The sequence below is a fragment of the Pedobacter sp. GW456-11-11-14-TSB4 genome, from assembly GCF_059424425.1.
In genome coordinates this window covers 111,523-124,292 of the sequence record NZ_JBWKZK010000006.1, presented here as the reverse complement: position 1 = coordinate 124,292, position 12,770 = coordinate 111,523, and the positions used below count along the sequence as shown (strand labels likewise).

The following is a 12,770-nucleotide window of genomic DNA, read 5'->3' as shown; positions in this document are numbered from 1 at the left end:
TTTCGAGGGGCCCACCCTCATCATTCACAAAGCATCTAATCACTGTATTCAGCCAGTAATTAGTTCAGGGCACACTCCAGTCGCAGCATATTTTCCTGGATCTTACCCAAAATGCTCCCGAAGATATTGGCAATGGGAAGCCAAAGAAATATGTTCACATACCTAGCAATCCATACCGTCAAGGTCTGTTGGAACCCGTCAAACACCGCAAAGCCGAAAACAAGCGGCCCAAGGATCGCCATGACGATCAGCATAAAGGTCCGTACCACATTGATGCAGAGCGAAGCTGCCGAATACAATACCTCCAGCACCTGGCTCATCCACTTTTTGATTGAGTTCTCAAAATTATACTGCTGCTTTTCCATGTAAAAACTCATGTCATTGGCAATCCCGTCCAAAAACCCTTCATCATCACCATTTGGATCTTTCGGATGTCTGTACTTATACCACTTCTCTCTATCACCCTCGCCCGACTCCCCAACATAGACCTGCCACTTTTTGGTCTTCTTCAGCGCCGCTTCCTTTGCAGCAAGCAATCTTTCGATCGCCTTATTGGAATCCTTTACCATTGCTCCAGTCGCCGAAACCGTCGGTTGCAAAACCCCGTTCATCATAGAGATCACGCCTGGAAACATCAGGATCGCCAGCCCCAAGGCAAATGGCCTAAGCAAAGGATAAAAGTCGATCGACTCGGCCCGAGCAATCTGCTGCCACACCCGCGAGCCGATATACCAAAGCGCACCAAATCCAGCAAGGGCGCGCCCCACATCGATAAGCCTACTACAGAGCGGCATCATCTCCGAATACACCTTGTCCAGCACGGGCTGCATGCCTCGTAGCGACTCCGAAACACCCTGCCCAAAGGAAACCAGCGGCAATACCATCCCTATCAGCACCAAAAAGGCGCTCCATAAAATCTTTCTATCCATAATTTCTAGTTTAAAATCAGTGAAGGCCCTTGAGCTGCCCAAACTCCTTTTTCTGCTGTTTCTTCTGGAGCAATAGCATATTGGCTTCTGAATTGAAGTTCCGCAGGAACATCAGTTTGTCCTGGGTATCCAAAAATATCCGGTCAATTGCCCGAAGCCTTTCATCATCGCTCATCCGGAGCTTGGAAGAGGTAATCACCATCGTCAGATCCTCCAAGTTCTGCAAACTCTGATCAAACAGGTTTTCATAGACCAGCCCCACATATTGAAGCTCATCAGGGGAAAACACATCTGCCGAGCGAAAAGCTTTTAAGGCCCGCTTATACTCTGAGACAATGTTTTTCTGATAGGTAATAATGTCCGCCACCCTTGCATATTTTTTCACTTCCGGCGATACCAGCATCAGCCCATCCAGGAACACCTCGTGCAGAGAGAAATTCCCTTCCGCAATATCTTTTACCGAGCGGTAACCATTGGACACAATGGTATATCCCTTTTTCATATCGGTCAGGATGTTCTTCAGCTGTGATAACTTCTCTACGTTCAGCAATAGCTGCGTTGCCTCCGAAGACTGCGCTAGGCAAACATTACCAAACAGCAGAAAGAGCAAAGCCGAAAAAACGCCAAAATTTCTAATTCTTTTCATATAACCTCCTTAATCTTAAAACCTCACTTCTGCTATCCCGACCAGACTGCACAATGGAAGAAACTTCCAAATAGAACCCAGAAACAAATTCCAGTTTTTCCGACATCGAGCTGTGCACCTTTCCCAGCCGAGAAAGCCGCTCCTGGTCACTGATCTCTAAACTAGAAGCCGAAACCACTAGCAGTAGTTCATCCAGATCCTTGTTGCACTCTTCAATCACCCCGTCACGAACCGAGCGGATATAAGCTAGATTGGAACTGCCCACATCAAGGCGACCCATCAACACAAAAGCCTTGGAAATCTTGCCCTGCATCAAAGCAATCTCCATTACCCTATAATCATTTTTGATCAGCGGATTGACCAGCGCAAGCGAAACAAAGAACGCCTCGTGCAATCCGAACTCACCAGAGGTAAAACCCTTGATCGTACCCAGTCCACCAGAGACCACATCGTATCCTTTTTTCAGGTAACCTGCATAGAGTTTCAAGTAGGCGAGCTGTTTCAACAGGTATTTTTCCTGCGTTTTCTTCTGCCTAAAAAACTCCGCATAGGTTTGTCCATAAGAAAGACCAGAAATAAAAACAAGGCACACTGCCACAACCCATATCTTAATCCTCGATCCCATACAGCTCCCTTAGTTTAGCGGCTTCATCTACCGATTTGGCACGCTGGATACTTATTAGACTATTTTCCCTATTGAACCTTTTCAGGTCCGACCAGTTACGCTCCATTTCCTTTGCCGCCTCGGAAATCAGTTCCAGCCTGGCCGCATCGCTCATCTGGGTCTTGAAGGAATTCACCACCACCAAGATCTGGTCAACATTTTTGACGCTCTCGGTCAGTATCCCCGAATACACCTTTTCCATCGAGGAAAGTTCATCCACCGAAAAGTGGCCGCTCTTACCAAACAGGTTCCAGGCCCAGCGGTATTCATCCACGATATCCAGCTGCCTAGCTGAAAGGTCCTTCAGCCGCTTATAGTAGACAATGGCAGATTTCACTTTCCAAAGCTCTTCGTAATACTTCGAATAGAGTTCCTTCTGCTTCTGAGTCCAATCGGAAATCTCCGTCAGCTTCAGCTTAGAAAGCTGGTTTTCCAAGACCTTCTGCGCATTCTGCAGCCAGATCGTTTCGTTCTGCAGGCGCTGGACTTTAAGGTCCATCGCCTTGATTACCTTTTTTACTCCCGCCTTGATCACTTCAAGTACCGCTACCTGTGCATTTGCCCCAACGGGCAATGCGACAAACAGCGTCATGGTACTCAAGGGGAGTATGACCATAAATTTTTTCATCGTTTTAAGTTTGTTTTTAATGGCGATGAAGAGCCCTAGAGGGGTTTTCATCTTCCTAAATATTTTCATTTCAATTTTTTTGATTTTTTTCACGTTAATTTTTTGTTGTCAGTCTATCTTTTTGTAGACCCTTCGGCCCACACTCAGCGAACCACGATCTGGAAAAAATGAAATCAATTTCCCCTTTTTTGTCTCGGTCAGAACATGGGTATCAGAACTATAAACCGCAGTCCACTTCTCGACCTCGTACTCGCGTTTTCCAAGCTTTCCATCAGTTACCAAATTGAACCCAGTCCTGCGATGGATGACATAATTATTGCCCTCCAACAGTTCTATAGCAAGCGTATCACTTGCCACGGAAAATTCGCCGCCAGCAGAATTCACGTAAGTCCCGGGCATAAAATCCCGAACCTCGTCCGATGAGCAGCCAAACAACATAGCATAGCCCAACAGCATCATACCGATGATTACCAATAAATTTTTCATAGTTATTTTGATTTCGTCCTTAACTCATTTGCCAGTACCGCAATCCCTTTTTGGATCGAGCCGTATCGCCTTGCATACTCGTGTACCTGCACCTTTTCCCGCTCTTCTGTGGTATAGGCCAGATACTCCTCCAATGACACTTCAGTACGATAGACCTTGGAGACCTGACCACCAATAGAGATAAACACCTCCTTGTATTTCCGCTTTGGATCGTTTGCCTTGTTCATCGAAAGGATCTGCGCCTTTTCCTTTTCAGTCAAACCAAGCAGTTCCTGAATCTGATCGAACTTGTTCTGGTATTTGCTCTGGTCCAATAGGATTTTACAGTCGGAGTTATTGATGATTGCCTGCTTTACAATGGGAGAGGAAATGATATCCTCTACCTCTTGGGTAACCACGATCGCTTCACCGAAATGCTTACGCACGGTTTTGAACAGATATTTGATGTATTCCGCCATTCCCTCCTTGGCAATCGCCTTCCACGCTTCCTCCAACAAAATCACCTTGCGTACACCTTTTAGTTTCCGCATCTTGGAAATAAATACCTCCATAATGATGAGCGTTATGACTGGAAACAGAATAGGATGATCCTTCACCTGGTCCAATTCGAACACGATAAAGCGCTCATTCAATAGATCCAGATTTTCGGTAGCATTGAGCAGATAATCAAACTCACCACCACGGTAATACGGAGAAAGCACATACAGAAACCCCGCCATGTCAAAATCCTTCTCCTTTACCTTTGAATGATCGAGCACCGACTGGTACTCAGTTTGCAGGAATTCATAAAAGGTATTAAAGCAGGGAAAGATGTCCGAACGGGAATCAAGATGCTCAAAGTACAAGGTCAACGCATTGCTTAAAGCCACATATTCCGAGCGCCTAAAATTCTCATCATCCTTTTTCCATAGCGCCAGCAAAAGCGTTTTGATACTTTCCTTTTTTTCGGTATCCATCACATCACCAATAGAAAGATAGAAAGGATTAAAAGCAATCGGATTCTCCTGCGAGTAGGTAAAATAATAGCCATCCACCAGATCGCACAATCCCTTATAACTGTGGCCCACATCAACCAGCACCACATGCGCTCCCTGCTCATAGTAGCTGCGCACCATGTGGTTGGTAAAAAAGGACTTACCCGAACCCGATGGCCCCAAGATGAACTTGTTGCGATTGGTCGCAAAACCCAAACTGATCGGTTCATCGGAAATATCTACATGCACCGGACGACCAGAAAGCCTGTCACCCAAACGAATCCCAAAAGGAGAAACCGAACTTCTATAATTACTTTCCATGTTAAAAAAGCATGTCGCCTGTTCCAAGAAAGTATCAAAGGTGTCGTTCATCGGAAAGTCCGCCTCATTGCCGGGCAATCCCGCAAACCAGATCTGCGCCTGCCCATCGGTCTCCTGTTTGGCTACCGCATCAAGCTGCGCCATAGCAGAAGAAACTAAGTTCCGAAGATCTGCCCGCCCAGCCGCATCATCACTCCACGCCAAAACATTAAAATGCGCCTTTACCGGAAGCCTGCCCGAAGCAATTGCCTCGTTTAAAAAATCGTTCACTGAATCCCTAGAGATCGCATTCTCCCTAGAGTAGCCAGACAAAGATTGCAAACGCAGTTTCTTCGCTTCAAGCCTTTTCAGCGTAGCTGAGGAATCCCCCAAAAAAACATACTGGTTGAGGATATGGTTACATGGCAACAGCTGCCCAAGGGGAGAGGCAAACCCAACAGAAAACTTAGTCCGTTCGGTTGAGTACTTATCATAATTAATCCTAGAACCACACAATGCAGGCAGGTCTTCCACATCAGAAAGTGTATAGAGTTCAAGCGCCTTATCACCAACCCTGATCTCATCCCGAAGATGGATATCTCTAATAACCGAAGCCTGTCCCTCTTCCAAAAGGAAACAGTAACGTTCCATTACCCCTGGCAAATTTGCCGTACCCGCTAGTTCATCATCCGAAAGACGATGCAGGGAAACAAAACCGGAATCCTCCATCACCCGAACAAACTGTCCTACAGAATCCAGAAAATCCGAAGTAAGACGTTTACTGATCACCTGCGCAGGGGCAATACTCTTGCGCAGCACATTGCTATACACCGAAGAAGACAGTTTCCTACCAAGGGGTTTCTTGGTCAAAAAGATGTAGCACGAATGGTCCAAACATTCCCGCTCGTTAAAGAACCGCTCAGAAGACCTGGACAAAAAACTATCACGGCCATTACCAAAATCAGCTGCAAACTTGCCCGCACAGAACCAGTCCTGCTTATGGAAAACGCTGTGCTGGGGAAGCAACTTGATCGCCTTCACCCACGCCTGGTGGTAACTTTCATAATCCCTATCCGAAAGTGTAAATATCTCAGGCAAGGAAACCTTGAACCCGGCGGTAATATCTCCCTGTCTAGACAAAATGCAGTTATGCTCAATCTTATAGATCGGCAGCAAATCCTTAGCCTCTTTCATTTCCACCTCCCTTCAGCGAAATAAAAATCCTACGGGAACTGAAGCGTATATAACGTGGCAACCCACGTTTGGCAAAATATTTCATCAGCCCATGTTCACCAAAGCGATGGGATAGACGGAACACCGTAAAGAACAGTCCCGAACCCAAAGAAAGTATCAGGGGCAATACCACAAATATCGAAAGTCCCGCAATATAAAGTGCTGCAAAAAGCACCAACAGAAACACCAGCCCAACTGCCAGGTAGGCAATGTACTGCGCCTTTAGTCCCTTAAATACAATGGGCTTAGAAACCCCCTTATTTATCCTGTATACACTAGCCATAACCAAACACCCCCAACTAGATTCCAAAGAACGATTTCAAAACCGTCGCCACCACAACAAGGAAAATGCAGGACCCAAACCAGGCGGCAGCCACCTTATTGGTATCAGGCTCTCCAGCATTCCACTTGTTGAACACCTTCACCGCCCCGATTATCCCGACAACTGCACCAATGGCATACATCAGATCGCAGCCCGTATCAAAATAACCCTTCACCTTATTGGTCGCCTCCTGTATCCCCGCGTTGCCATCCTGACCAAAACAAACTCCGCACAAAAGCACCAAAGCACTGCAAAGTGCGGCCACCGAAAATACAAACACCAACTCTTTTTTATCCTTCAACCTTTTCATAAAAACTTGTTTAACAATCAAAAAAACTAACACCAAAGATTTTCCAGCTCGCCTGCAGAAAGATCGAAGGGCACATGGGCTGCGATGAACCCATTGATCGCAGCCACACTGGGATGTGCCCCGATCTGCCCGTAATCCTCCTTTACCTTTTCCAGCATCCCAAAGAAATCATCCTTTGAGCCCCCTTGGGATTCCAGCCTGGCAAAAATTCCCTTGAGCTCTTGGATCACATCGGCCACCATCCCCACCTGATCATACCTATCCTCAGCTCCTGCACCCACTGCAAAGGACAGCTGCCCCATTCCAACCACCTTCATCCCTTCTGGCATCGCCGAGGCGCCCATCAAGGAGTCCTCAACTAGACCATCATTACCATCAAAGACCTCATCATCACCATCCCGCAGATTCTCTACCCCCTTTTCCCACCGATGAGGCAAAGGGCCAGATGCCCCATGTCCAAGAAGATCCAAGACTTCCTTTCGGTAAAAAACCAAAAGCACAAAGCAGTACCATAAAAAACTCAGTACGAAGGAGGCGAGTAGAAACTGCCCCCAGGTAAATTGCTGTAACATATCCTATAGATTTTTCTAAGCGCCCAATTGCCCTTAGCACATCACAAAGCTCATCAGATCAAAAAATAATAGCGGTATATAACCCTGGACATAACCCCAAAAAATTGGTCAGCAGCAAACCTGATCGCTACATATCTGTAAAATAAAAAAGCCGTTGGTGAACCAACGGCTTATAATTCAAATAAGATCAAGATCAGATGCATTTACCCTAAGAGAAGAAAGTAAAATGCCTTCACATCAATTGTTTAACTTGGGCAAGTTAATGGGAACAGCCACCTTGATACCAAAGAACATATTTCGGTCCTGAAAATCCTTCTGGGTTTCTGCAATTCCAGTCTTAATCGGGGTCCGCACCTTATCGGTCAGATCCTCATATCGGAAATAAGGAATGACCGAGAGCAGGCTTTTATCCTTTTCCCTGTTGTTGATGTTGAAGACCACCCCTCCCTCAACCCCGGCCCTGAATGTATCGTCTGCCCTTGCAATCACCGTAGGCAGTTTGTAAAGTTCGCTTCCTGCCACATCTGCAGCAAGGTACAAGCCCGGAGAAAAGGTTTTCAGTGGAAGGTAATAGAACTCCAATGTAAATTTCGTTTCAATCCCAGAGGTGATGTCTGAATTGTTGTAGGCTGCCCCAGTCTTGCTTTTCTGGGTGACAGCCGAACCATATTGGAAAAATGGTGTCCTGGTCTCATAATTAAAAGGGGTAAGGTTATTCAGGTTATTGGTCTTCAACAATGCCAAGGTACCCCTTGCCAGCACAGCGGACTTACCCGGCGTAACCCAATATCTGTTCAAAGTCGCACTTCCCCCATAAGACCACCGGAAACCCGGCTTGAAATAAAGGGAGTCCAAGGCGCCGAATTTGGTATGGTATTCATTTGCCTTATCGGTCCTGAGAACTGGTGAAAGGCTTAGCCAATAATACCTTTTTTGTGTCCACACCCCGCTGGCATTAATGATCTGCATATCCAGTTCTTCTTCGGGAAGATTAGGGAGCCGTTTCTCATACTTCTTGTAAAGGGTGACCACCTTGTCATAATAGCTCGAGGTAACAATCCTATCCACCTGGTCGGCGATGTAGGCGGGGTCAAGCCTATAGCTGATGTCAATTTTGGCCTGTGGAAGGTTAGCTAACGTTGTTTGTAATGTTGCACCAGGTAAGATAACCATTTTCGGAGCATTCATTATTATTGGTATAAGCGCAGCGGCAATCCCCTGGTGATCGGCAAGCGACCCTTTTACTTTCCCAGGAACTGGCTTTGGTTTTCCCAAGACCTCTAGGTGATGGTTATAAAGCAGGGTCACCACATAGGCAGTATCCAAAATCCTATTAATCTCTGCCTCAGCAAGAGCGTTTTTTACCTTTACAATTGCCACTTTGTCCCTATTTTCGGACTTGGCACCATATAACGCACTACCCCAGAAAAAAAAGTGGAATGATGGCTTGAACTCAAAGGCCGAATTGGCCACAAAATTTCCCTTAAGCAGACTGAAGCTTTTATCGGTTACCCCTCCCTTGAATTCAAAACTTACTAGATCAAACAATAATTTTTTATTCTTGATTGGAAACATTCCTGAAAGGGTTCCCTCGGGCTTGGATATATCAAGCTTGATACCAGTTATCGGCGTACTCTCTCCAGAGATGGCGTAGGTGATATCATTGCGGATCATTTTGTCAAACGCCTGCGATTCGATAATTTTTTGGGCCCTTACGGCCTGGGCAAGACTGCTCAGCAGTACTATTGCCAGAATTTGGATTGTTTTCATTATGAGGTCAATTTAGATTACTTTTTATTCAAGAAAACTGATGTTTTTTCAATTCCCCGAAGGAGCTATACGAAGATAATCATTTGTCTACCAATATCATAACTAAAAGATCACTTTGCCCAAGAGGGCACGTACGCATCGGCATCATCAATGCGCTTGGCCACAGCAGCCACCATTTCCTCCAGAAACTTGGTTTTTGAAACCAGCTTGCGCTGCTTGATCTTGGCAAAGCGCTGGAAATAGTTGGAAAGGTTCACATGGAAGACCTGCTCAAAGACATTCACTAAATCGGAGATATCGATCTGCCCGCCATTGAGCTGTCTGGTCTCCGAAAGTCCATAGAGCACTTCGATCAGATTGGAAACATCACCGGTCCACTTCAGCTCCTTGCCTTTTCTGCTGATTACAGCTACCCGGGAACTCACTACCGGATGCCCCAGTTCCCCTAACAATATCTCGCGGAACCTTTCAAGGGCGATAAACTTGGAAAAAAGGTAATCGCCCACCGTTGAAAAACTAGGGTCAAGCGGAGGCAGGTCGGCGCCCACCAGCCCTGTAAATGATGCTCCCCGCAAAAAATACAGCTCATCCAGTTCTGTTGCGCCAGTCCTATAATACTCATACATAAAACCATACTGGGAAAACTGCCTGAATATGTATTCCAGCTGTAGCTGTAGATAAACTCTCTGCTTCTTACCCTTACCAGGGGGTCTAGCCGAATGGAAATTGTAATTTTCGACCGAAAGAATGATTAGGGCATAAAATCTGGGCTTGACAAGTTTAAAAAACGCAATCTCCGAGGGCTGATCCGCAAACCCATCGTTTTTTACCATCAGCGCCAACAGCTCCAAAGTAGATCTGACTTCACTCACCTCAGCCCGCATCCTGTCCATAATACCAAGGGCACTGAAAGTCTCCAACTTTTTTTCCAGCTTTACCAAAAGCTCCTGAAATCTCTTTTCCATATTTTTTAGATTAGGTACAGGCCATCCCGATATACGGACAAACCCCAAATAAATCATATCACCCTCAAACCTAGCCAGCTCAGCTGAAAACCGTTTTCATTGGTGCGCTATTGGGTTCATGATTACCTATTGATATGTTAAAAGATGCCAAAACGAACAAACAGGAAGAATGTTCGCAATATGCGTTCTATGCGCTCTGTACATTTTGAATATTGAATAGGATTTACTAACTTGTAGCTATTAACCTGCTGTAAAACAGGTCCATGCCAATCGGCATGCTATGCGCCGGCATTGTTGCAGTAAAAAACTCAACAAGATGGAAAGAATATGTGTTTTTCCCACCGATGTGATGAAGATCACCGGCCTGGGACACCGCTATGCGCAGAAGCTGTTACATGACCTGAAGATCATACTCAACAAAAAGAAACACCAACTGATCACCAAAAACGAACTGGCCGAATACCTGGGCATAGATCCCGAACTAATCCAGCTCCGGTGAAATTCTCTGGTCCGCCCTGGGCGGAAAAATAGGCTGGTCATACCAGATGATAAAATTCGGCACGGTCCTTTGGCTAACCGTCGCAAACCCGCCACTGGGGAACTTAAGCTCCAGCTCGATTGTGCTGGAGCTTCCCTGGTATGCGCAGATGATATTATCCCTTGAGATGATACATGATTTACTGATCTGGAAGAATTCATCTTTGGGAAGAAGGGCGATCGTATCCCTGATAGTGGTGGTCCATGGCTGTCTTGAAGTCAGATGGGTATAGAGAAAAAGGTCCCTGTTTATCGATACGATCATCATGATCTCTTTGATCTCCTGGTTGGAAGTAAGCTTGAATTTCAGCCTGGCCAGCCTCAACACCTCTGCTTTGGCTGCCTGCTCTGCCTGAAATTTCTCCCTGCGCCCGCGTTCCAGGTTCTCCAGCTCAAGTTTCCTGCCAATAGCCAGCTGCCTATCGGCGAAAAGTACCTGACCGAAATAATAAAGATTGGTTACCAGCAGCAAAAGCCCAACCGGAACAATCACCTGATCGAGGTAGGTGGTCTGAGAAAATGTATATCCATTACTGTCATAAAAGATGAACATCGCAGCCAAGGCCATCACCAGAGGCAGAATAATCCCAAGACCAAACTGTAAAACCGTACGCAAAATAGGCCTTTCAAACCATCCAGCCCAACGGTCAAGCCAAACGGTAAGCCAGTGAATAATCTCACCCAAAACCAGTGAGATGGAAACGCTGATGGCTAGGGCACGCGGATAGCCCCTATGCTCATGAAGGGTGGCCCAATCCTTGAGCTCACTGACGTAAACCATCAAAACACCGATCAATACGGCAATCAACATCCTTGGCAAACGTGAAACATAACTGATTTTCATAGCGCACAAATTTGGTCAAAAAAGAAAAATCGATTGTTAAACAACGCTCATGCATAGATAGTCATTTACAAACATCTTGCCATTGCGTTTGGCCGATGATTTTCCTTTAAAGAAAAAAATTATCGTTGGTCAAAGGTTTTTCCCATCGCTTGTCGAATCAACCCCCAAATGCCTTGTTTTGGTCTTTTTGGAGTTTTAGTTTGGCCCTACCTAAACGAAGGTCAGGGGAATGCCCTGACCAATTATTAACCAAAATACATATCATTATGGAAAAACAACCCTTCACCCAAGCGGGGTTTGCTGCCCTGCAGCAACAGTTCTATCAGCTAGACGACAACTCCCTACAGCTCCAGGCCGATCAGATCCAGGAAAACTTCAGCGGCTGGATGGATGATCACTTCGAACTGACCGAAAAGCAACTCAGGTTCCTATCTGAGATCAACCCAAAAGCTGCCAACTTCCTTGGAAGCCAGACCGCATTTGCGGTGGCCAACCGCCTTGACATTGTCCTTTCCAAGAACCAGGAGGAGGATGACGAACACAAGGTAGGCAAGGTGATCGAGCCCAAGAGCAATTTTAGGGTAACAGCCCCAGATGACGGCAGCTTTGCGGTCACCGGGGAATTGTGGATAGAGATCTACTACCGCAGTTCATAAGCTAACCGGACATAGCCCTATCAGGCGGCGCTAGCTGATAGGGCTATCTATATTCAGCAGACACTAAATCTGGAATTCCCGTACGTTGTAAATTCCATTGGACCTTCCAGACTTGGCCGTAAGAAATGCCGCAACAATCATTTGGAAACAAAATTCCGGACCTGATGATTACTGCTTCACGGCCCGTTAGCCCGACCGATCAAGAAACCCATACCATTGCAAACCAAAAAACAAGACCCTTGAACATGCCTGACTACCAGCCGCTGAAAGCAAGGCTCCAACAATTCGGGGCACTTCGGCCGCAGGCCTGGGAAAAAATCCTGGAAAGCTCAAAGCTTACCCATCTGAAACAGGGGGAAACTTTCATCCGAAGACATGGAAGCCTAGCCATTATCCTCGCTGGGCTGATCACCGAATATGATCCCGCCGAGCGCAAGACCCCTTCGATCATCAACTTTCTCGATGAGCTGCAGGCCCTTAGCACCGGCAGGCATAACCAGCCAAATTTCCTGAAAGCATGCCAGCCAACGCTGCTGATCCACTGGGACTGGGAAGCACTGCAATCCCTTTATGGCAATTATCCCGAACTTAAGACCATCTACGAGAGCGTACTTGAACAGTACGAGCAGCGGATCACCCTTCGCATGCGCCTTTTGGAACTCCCTGTAAACGAACGCCTTGAAACCTTCCGCTCTATTTTCAGAAAGCCGCTTCCCTATCTGAAGAAAAAGGACCTGGCCAATTATCTCCACCTGAACTACAGCCATTTCATCCGGATTTGGAATTCCTGAAACACAGTTTGCTGCAACAACTTTATTTCGATGCTGTGGCAAGGCTGAAAACCTCCGGATCATGCTGAACTTGGCAGAAGCAAAAGAAAGGAGGAAGTGACAAAGAACAAGCAAAAATCCAGCAGGCTAATGCCCGCGGTGGT

15 protein-coding genes are annotated in these 12,770 nt (G+C 46.3%); 3 read left to right on the top strand and 12 right to left on the bottom strand.

The features are described from left to right. Positions 1–59: 59 nt before the first annotated feature. From traJ to AC07XU_RS17255, 11 genes are all read right to left on the bottom strand, one after another. The gene (traJ, locus tag AC07XU_RS17305) at positions 60–929 is read right to left on the bottom strand and encodes a conjugative transposon protein TraJ (RefSeq protein ID WP_494944884.1); all 870 of its coding nucleotides are present in this window, start codon (positions 927–929) and stop codon (positions 60–62) included. Between the two features lie 16 nt (positions 930–945). After that, complete coding sequence (locus AC07XU_RS17300; RefSeq protein WP_494944883.1) at positions 946–1,575, bottom strand: TerB family tellurite resistance protein; 630 nt, start codon at positions 1,573–1,575, stop codon at positions 946–948. Then, entirely contained in the window at positions 1,562–2,200 is a 639-nt protein-coding gene (locus AC07XU_RS17295) for a hypothetical protein (RefSeq protein ID WP_494944882.1), read from the bottom strand. Before AC07XU_RS17295 ends, AC07XU_RS17300 begins: the two co-directional genes overlap by 14 nt. After that, complete coding sequence (locus AC07XU_RS17290) at positions 2,184–2,960, bottom strand: conjugal transfer protein TraI (protein ID WP_494944881.1); 777 nt, start codon at positions 2,958–2,960, stop codon at positions 2,184–2,186. The genes AC07XU_RS17295 and AC07XU_RS17290 overlap by 17 nt, the downstream gene beginning before the upstream one ends. A 15-nt stretch (positions 2,961–2,975) precedes the next feature. Next, on the bottom strand, positions 2,976–3,353 hold the full coding sequence (locus AC07XU_RS17285; RefSeq protein WP_494944880.1) for a hypothetical protein: 378 nt from the start codon (positions 3,351–3,353) through the stop codon (positions 2,976–2,978). A 2-nt stretch (positions 3,354–3,355) separates the two neighbouring features. Beyond that, positions 3,356–5,821 carry a TraG family conjugative transposon ATPase gene (locus tag AC07XU_RS17280; protein WP_494944879.1) on the bottom strand — a complete coding sequence of 822 codons (2,466 nt, stop codon included), beginning with the start codon at positions 5,819–5,821 and terminating at the stop codon, positions 3,356–3,358. After that, a complete protein-coding gene (locus AC07XU_RS17275; RefSeq protein ID WP_494944878.1) occupies positions 5,808–6,143 on the bottom strand; it encodes a DUF4133 domain-containing protein in 336 nt (111 codons plus the stop codon). Before AC07XU_RS17275 ends, AC07XU_RS17280 begins: the two co-directional genes overlap by 14 nt. A gap of 16 nt (positions 6,144–6,159) precedes the next feature. Next, positions 6,160–6,492, bottom strand: coding sequence for a DUF4134 domain-containing protein (locus AC07XU_RS17270; RefSeq protein WP_494944877.1), 333 nt, complete (start codon positions 6,490–6,492; stop codon positions 6,160–6,162). A 26-nt stretch (positions 6,493–6,518) separates the two neighbouring features. Then, complete coding sequence (locus tag AC07XU_RS17265) at positions 6,519–7,064, bottom strand: hypothetical protein (protein ID WP_494944876.1); 546 nt, start codon at positions 7,062–7,064, stop codon at positions 6,519–6,521. 237 nt (positions 7,065–7,301) lie between these two features. Beyond that, a complete protein-coding gene (locus tag AC07XU_RS17260) occupies positions 7,302–8,834 on the bottom strand; it encodes a hypothetical protein (protein WP_494944875.1) in 1,533 nt (510 codons plus the stop codon). A gap of 110 nt (positions 8,835–8,944) precedes the next feature. After that, positions 8,945–9,799, bottom strand: a complete 855-nt coding sequence (locus tag AC07XU_RS17255) for an RteC domain-containing protein (RefSeq protein ID WP_494944874.1) — start codon at positions 9,797–9,799, stop codon at positions 8,945–8,947. Between the two features lie 316 nt (positions 9,800–10,115). Between AC07XU_RS17255 and AC07XU_RS17250 the strand changes: the two genes are divergently transcribed. Continuing rightward, positions 10,116–10,298 (top strand): hypothetical protein, encoded by a 183-nt coding sequence (locus AC07XU_RS17250; RefSeq protein WP_494944873.1) that lies wholly within the window; start codon positions 10,116–10,118, stop codon positions 10,296–10,298. On the opposite strand, the gene AC07XU_RS17245 is transcribed toward AC07XU_RS17250, so the two are convergent. Then, positions 10,281–11,180 (bottom strand): LytTR family transcriptional regulator DNA-binding domain-containing protein, encoded by a 900-nt coding sequence (locus tag AC07XU_RS17245; protein WP_494944872.1) that lies wholly within the window; start codon positions 11,178–11,180, stop codon positions 10,281–10,283. The two genes, AC07XU_RS17250 and AC07XU_RS17245, sit on opposite strands and share 18 nt — an antisense overlap. A gap of 266 nt (positions 11,181–11,446) precedes the next feature. Here AC07XU_RS17245 and AC07XU_RS17240 point away from each other — a divergent pair, with 266 nt between their 5' ends. Next, on the top strand, positions 11,447–11,836 hold the full coding sequence (locus AC07XU_RS17240; RefSeq protein WP_494944871.1) for a hypothetical protein: 390 nt from the start codon (positions 11,447–11,449) through the stop codon (positions 11,834–11,836). 125 nt (positions 11,837–11,961) lie between these two features. Continuing rightward, a complete protein-coding gene (locus AC07XU_RS17235) occupies positions 11,962–12,627 on the top strand; it encodes a Crp/Fnr family transcriptional regulator (RefSeq protein ID WP_494944870.1) in 666 nt (221 codons plus the stop codon). Positions 12,628–12,770: the final 143 nt, after the last annotated feature.

Coding starts and splice junctions, on each gene's coding strand:
- traJ (WP_494944884.1), bottom strand. CDS start 929: ATGGATAGAAAGATTTTATGGAGCGCCTTTTTGGTGCTGATAGGGATG.
- AC07XU_RS17300 (WP_494944883.1), bottom strand. CDS start 1,575: ATGAAAAGAATTAGAAATTTTGGCGTTTTTTCGGCTTTGCTCTTTCTG.
- AC07XU_RS17295 (WP_494944882.1), bottom strand. CDS start 2,200: ATGGGATCGAGGATTAAGATATGGGTTGTGGCAGTGTGCCTTGTTTTT.
- AC07XU_RS17285 (WP_494944880.1), bottom strand. CDS start 3,353: ATGAAAAATTTATTGGTAATCATCGGTATGATGCTGTTGGGCTATGCT.
- AC07XU_RS17280 (WP_494944879.1), bottom strand. CDS start 5,821: ATGAAAGAGGCTAAGGATTTGCTGCCGATCTATAAGATTGAGCATAAC.
- AC07XU_RS17275 (WP_494944878.1), bottom strand. CDS start 6,143: ATGGCTAGTGTATACAGGATAAATAAGGGGGTTTCTAAGCCCATTGTA.
- AC07XU_RS17270 (WP_494944877.1), bottom strand. CDS start 6,492: ATGAAAAGGTTGAAGGATAAAAAAGAGTTGGTGTTTGTATTTTCGGTG.
- AC07XU_RS17265 (WP_494944876.1), bottom strand. CDS start 7,064: ATGTTACAGCAATTTACCTGGGGGCAGTTTCTACTCGCCTCCTTCGTA.
- AC07XU_RS17260 (WP_494944875.1), bottom strand. CDS start 8,834: ATGAAAACAATCCAAATTCTGGCAATAGTACTGCTGAGCAGTCTTGCC.
- AC07XU_RS17255 (WP_494944874.1), bottom strand. CDS start 9,799: ATGGAAAAGAGATTTCAGGAGCTTTTGGTAAAGCTGGAAAAAAAGTTG.
- AC07XU_RS17250 (WP_494944873.1), top strand. CDS start 10,116: ATGGAAAGAATATGTGTTTTTCCCACCGATGTGATGAAGATCACCGGC.
- AC07XU_RS17245 (WP_494944872.1), bottom strand. CDS start 11,180: ATGAAAATCAGTTATGTTTCACGTTTGCCAAGGATGTTGATTGCCGTA.
- AC07XU_RS17240 (WP_494944871.1), top strand. CDS start 11,447: ATGGAAAAACAACCCTTCACCCAAGCGGGGTTTGCTGCCCTGCAGCAA.
- AC07XU_RS17235 (WP_494944870.1), top strand. CDS start 11,962: ATGCCGCAACAATCATTTGGAAACAAAATTCCGGACCTGATGATTACT.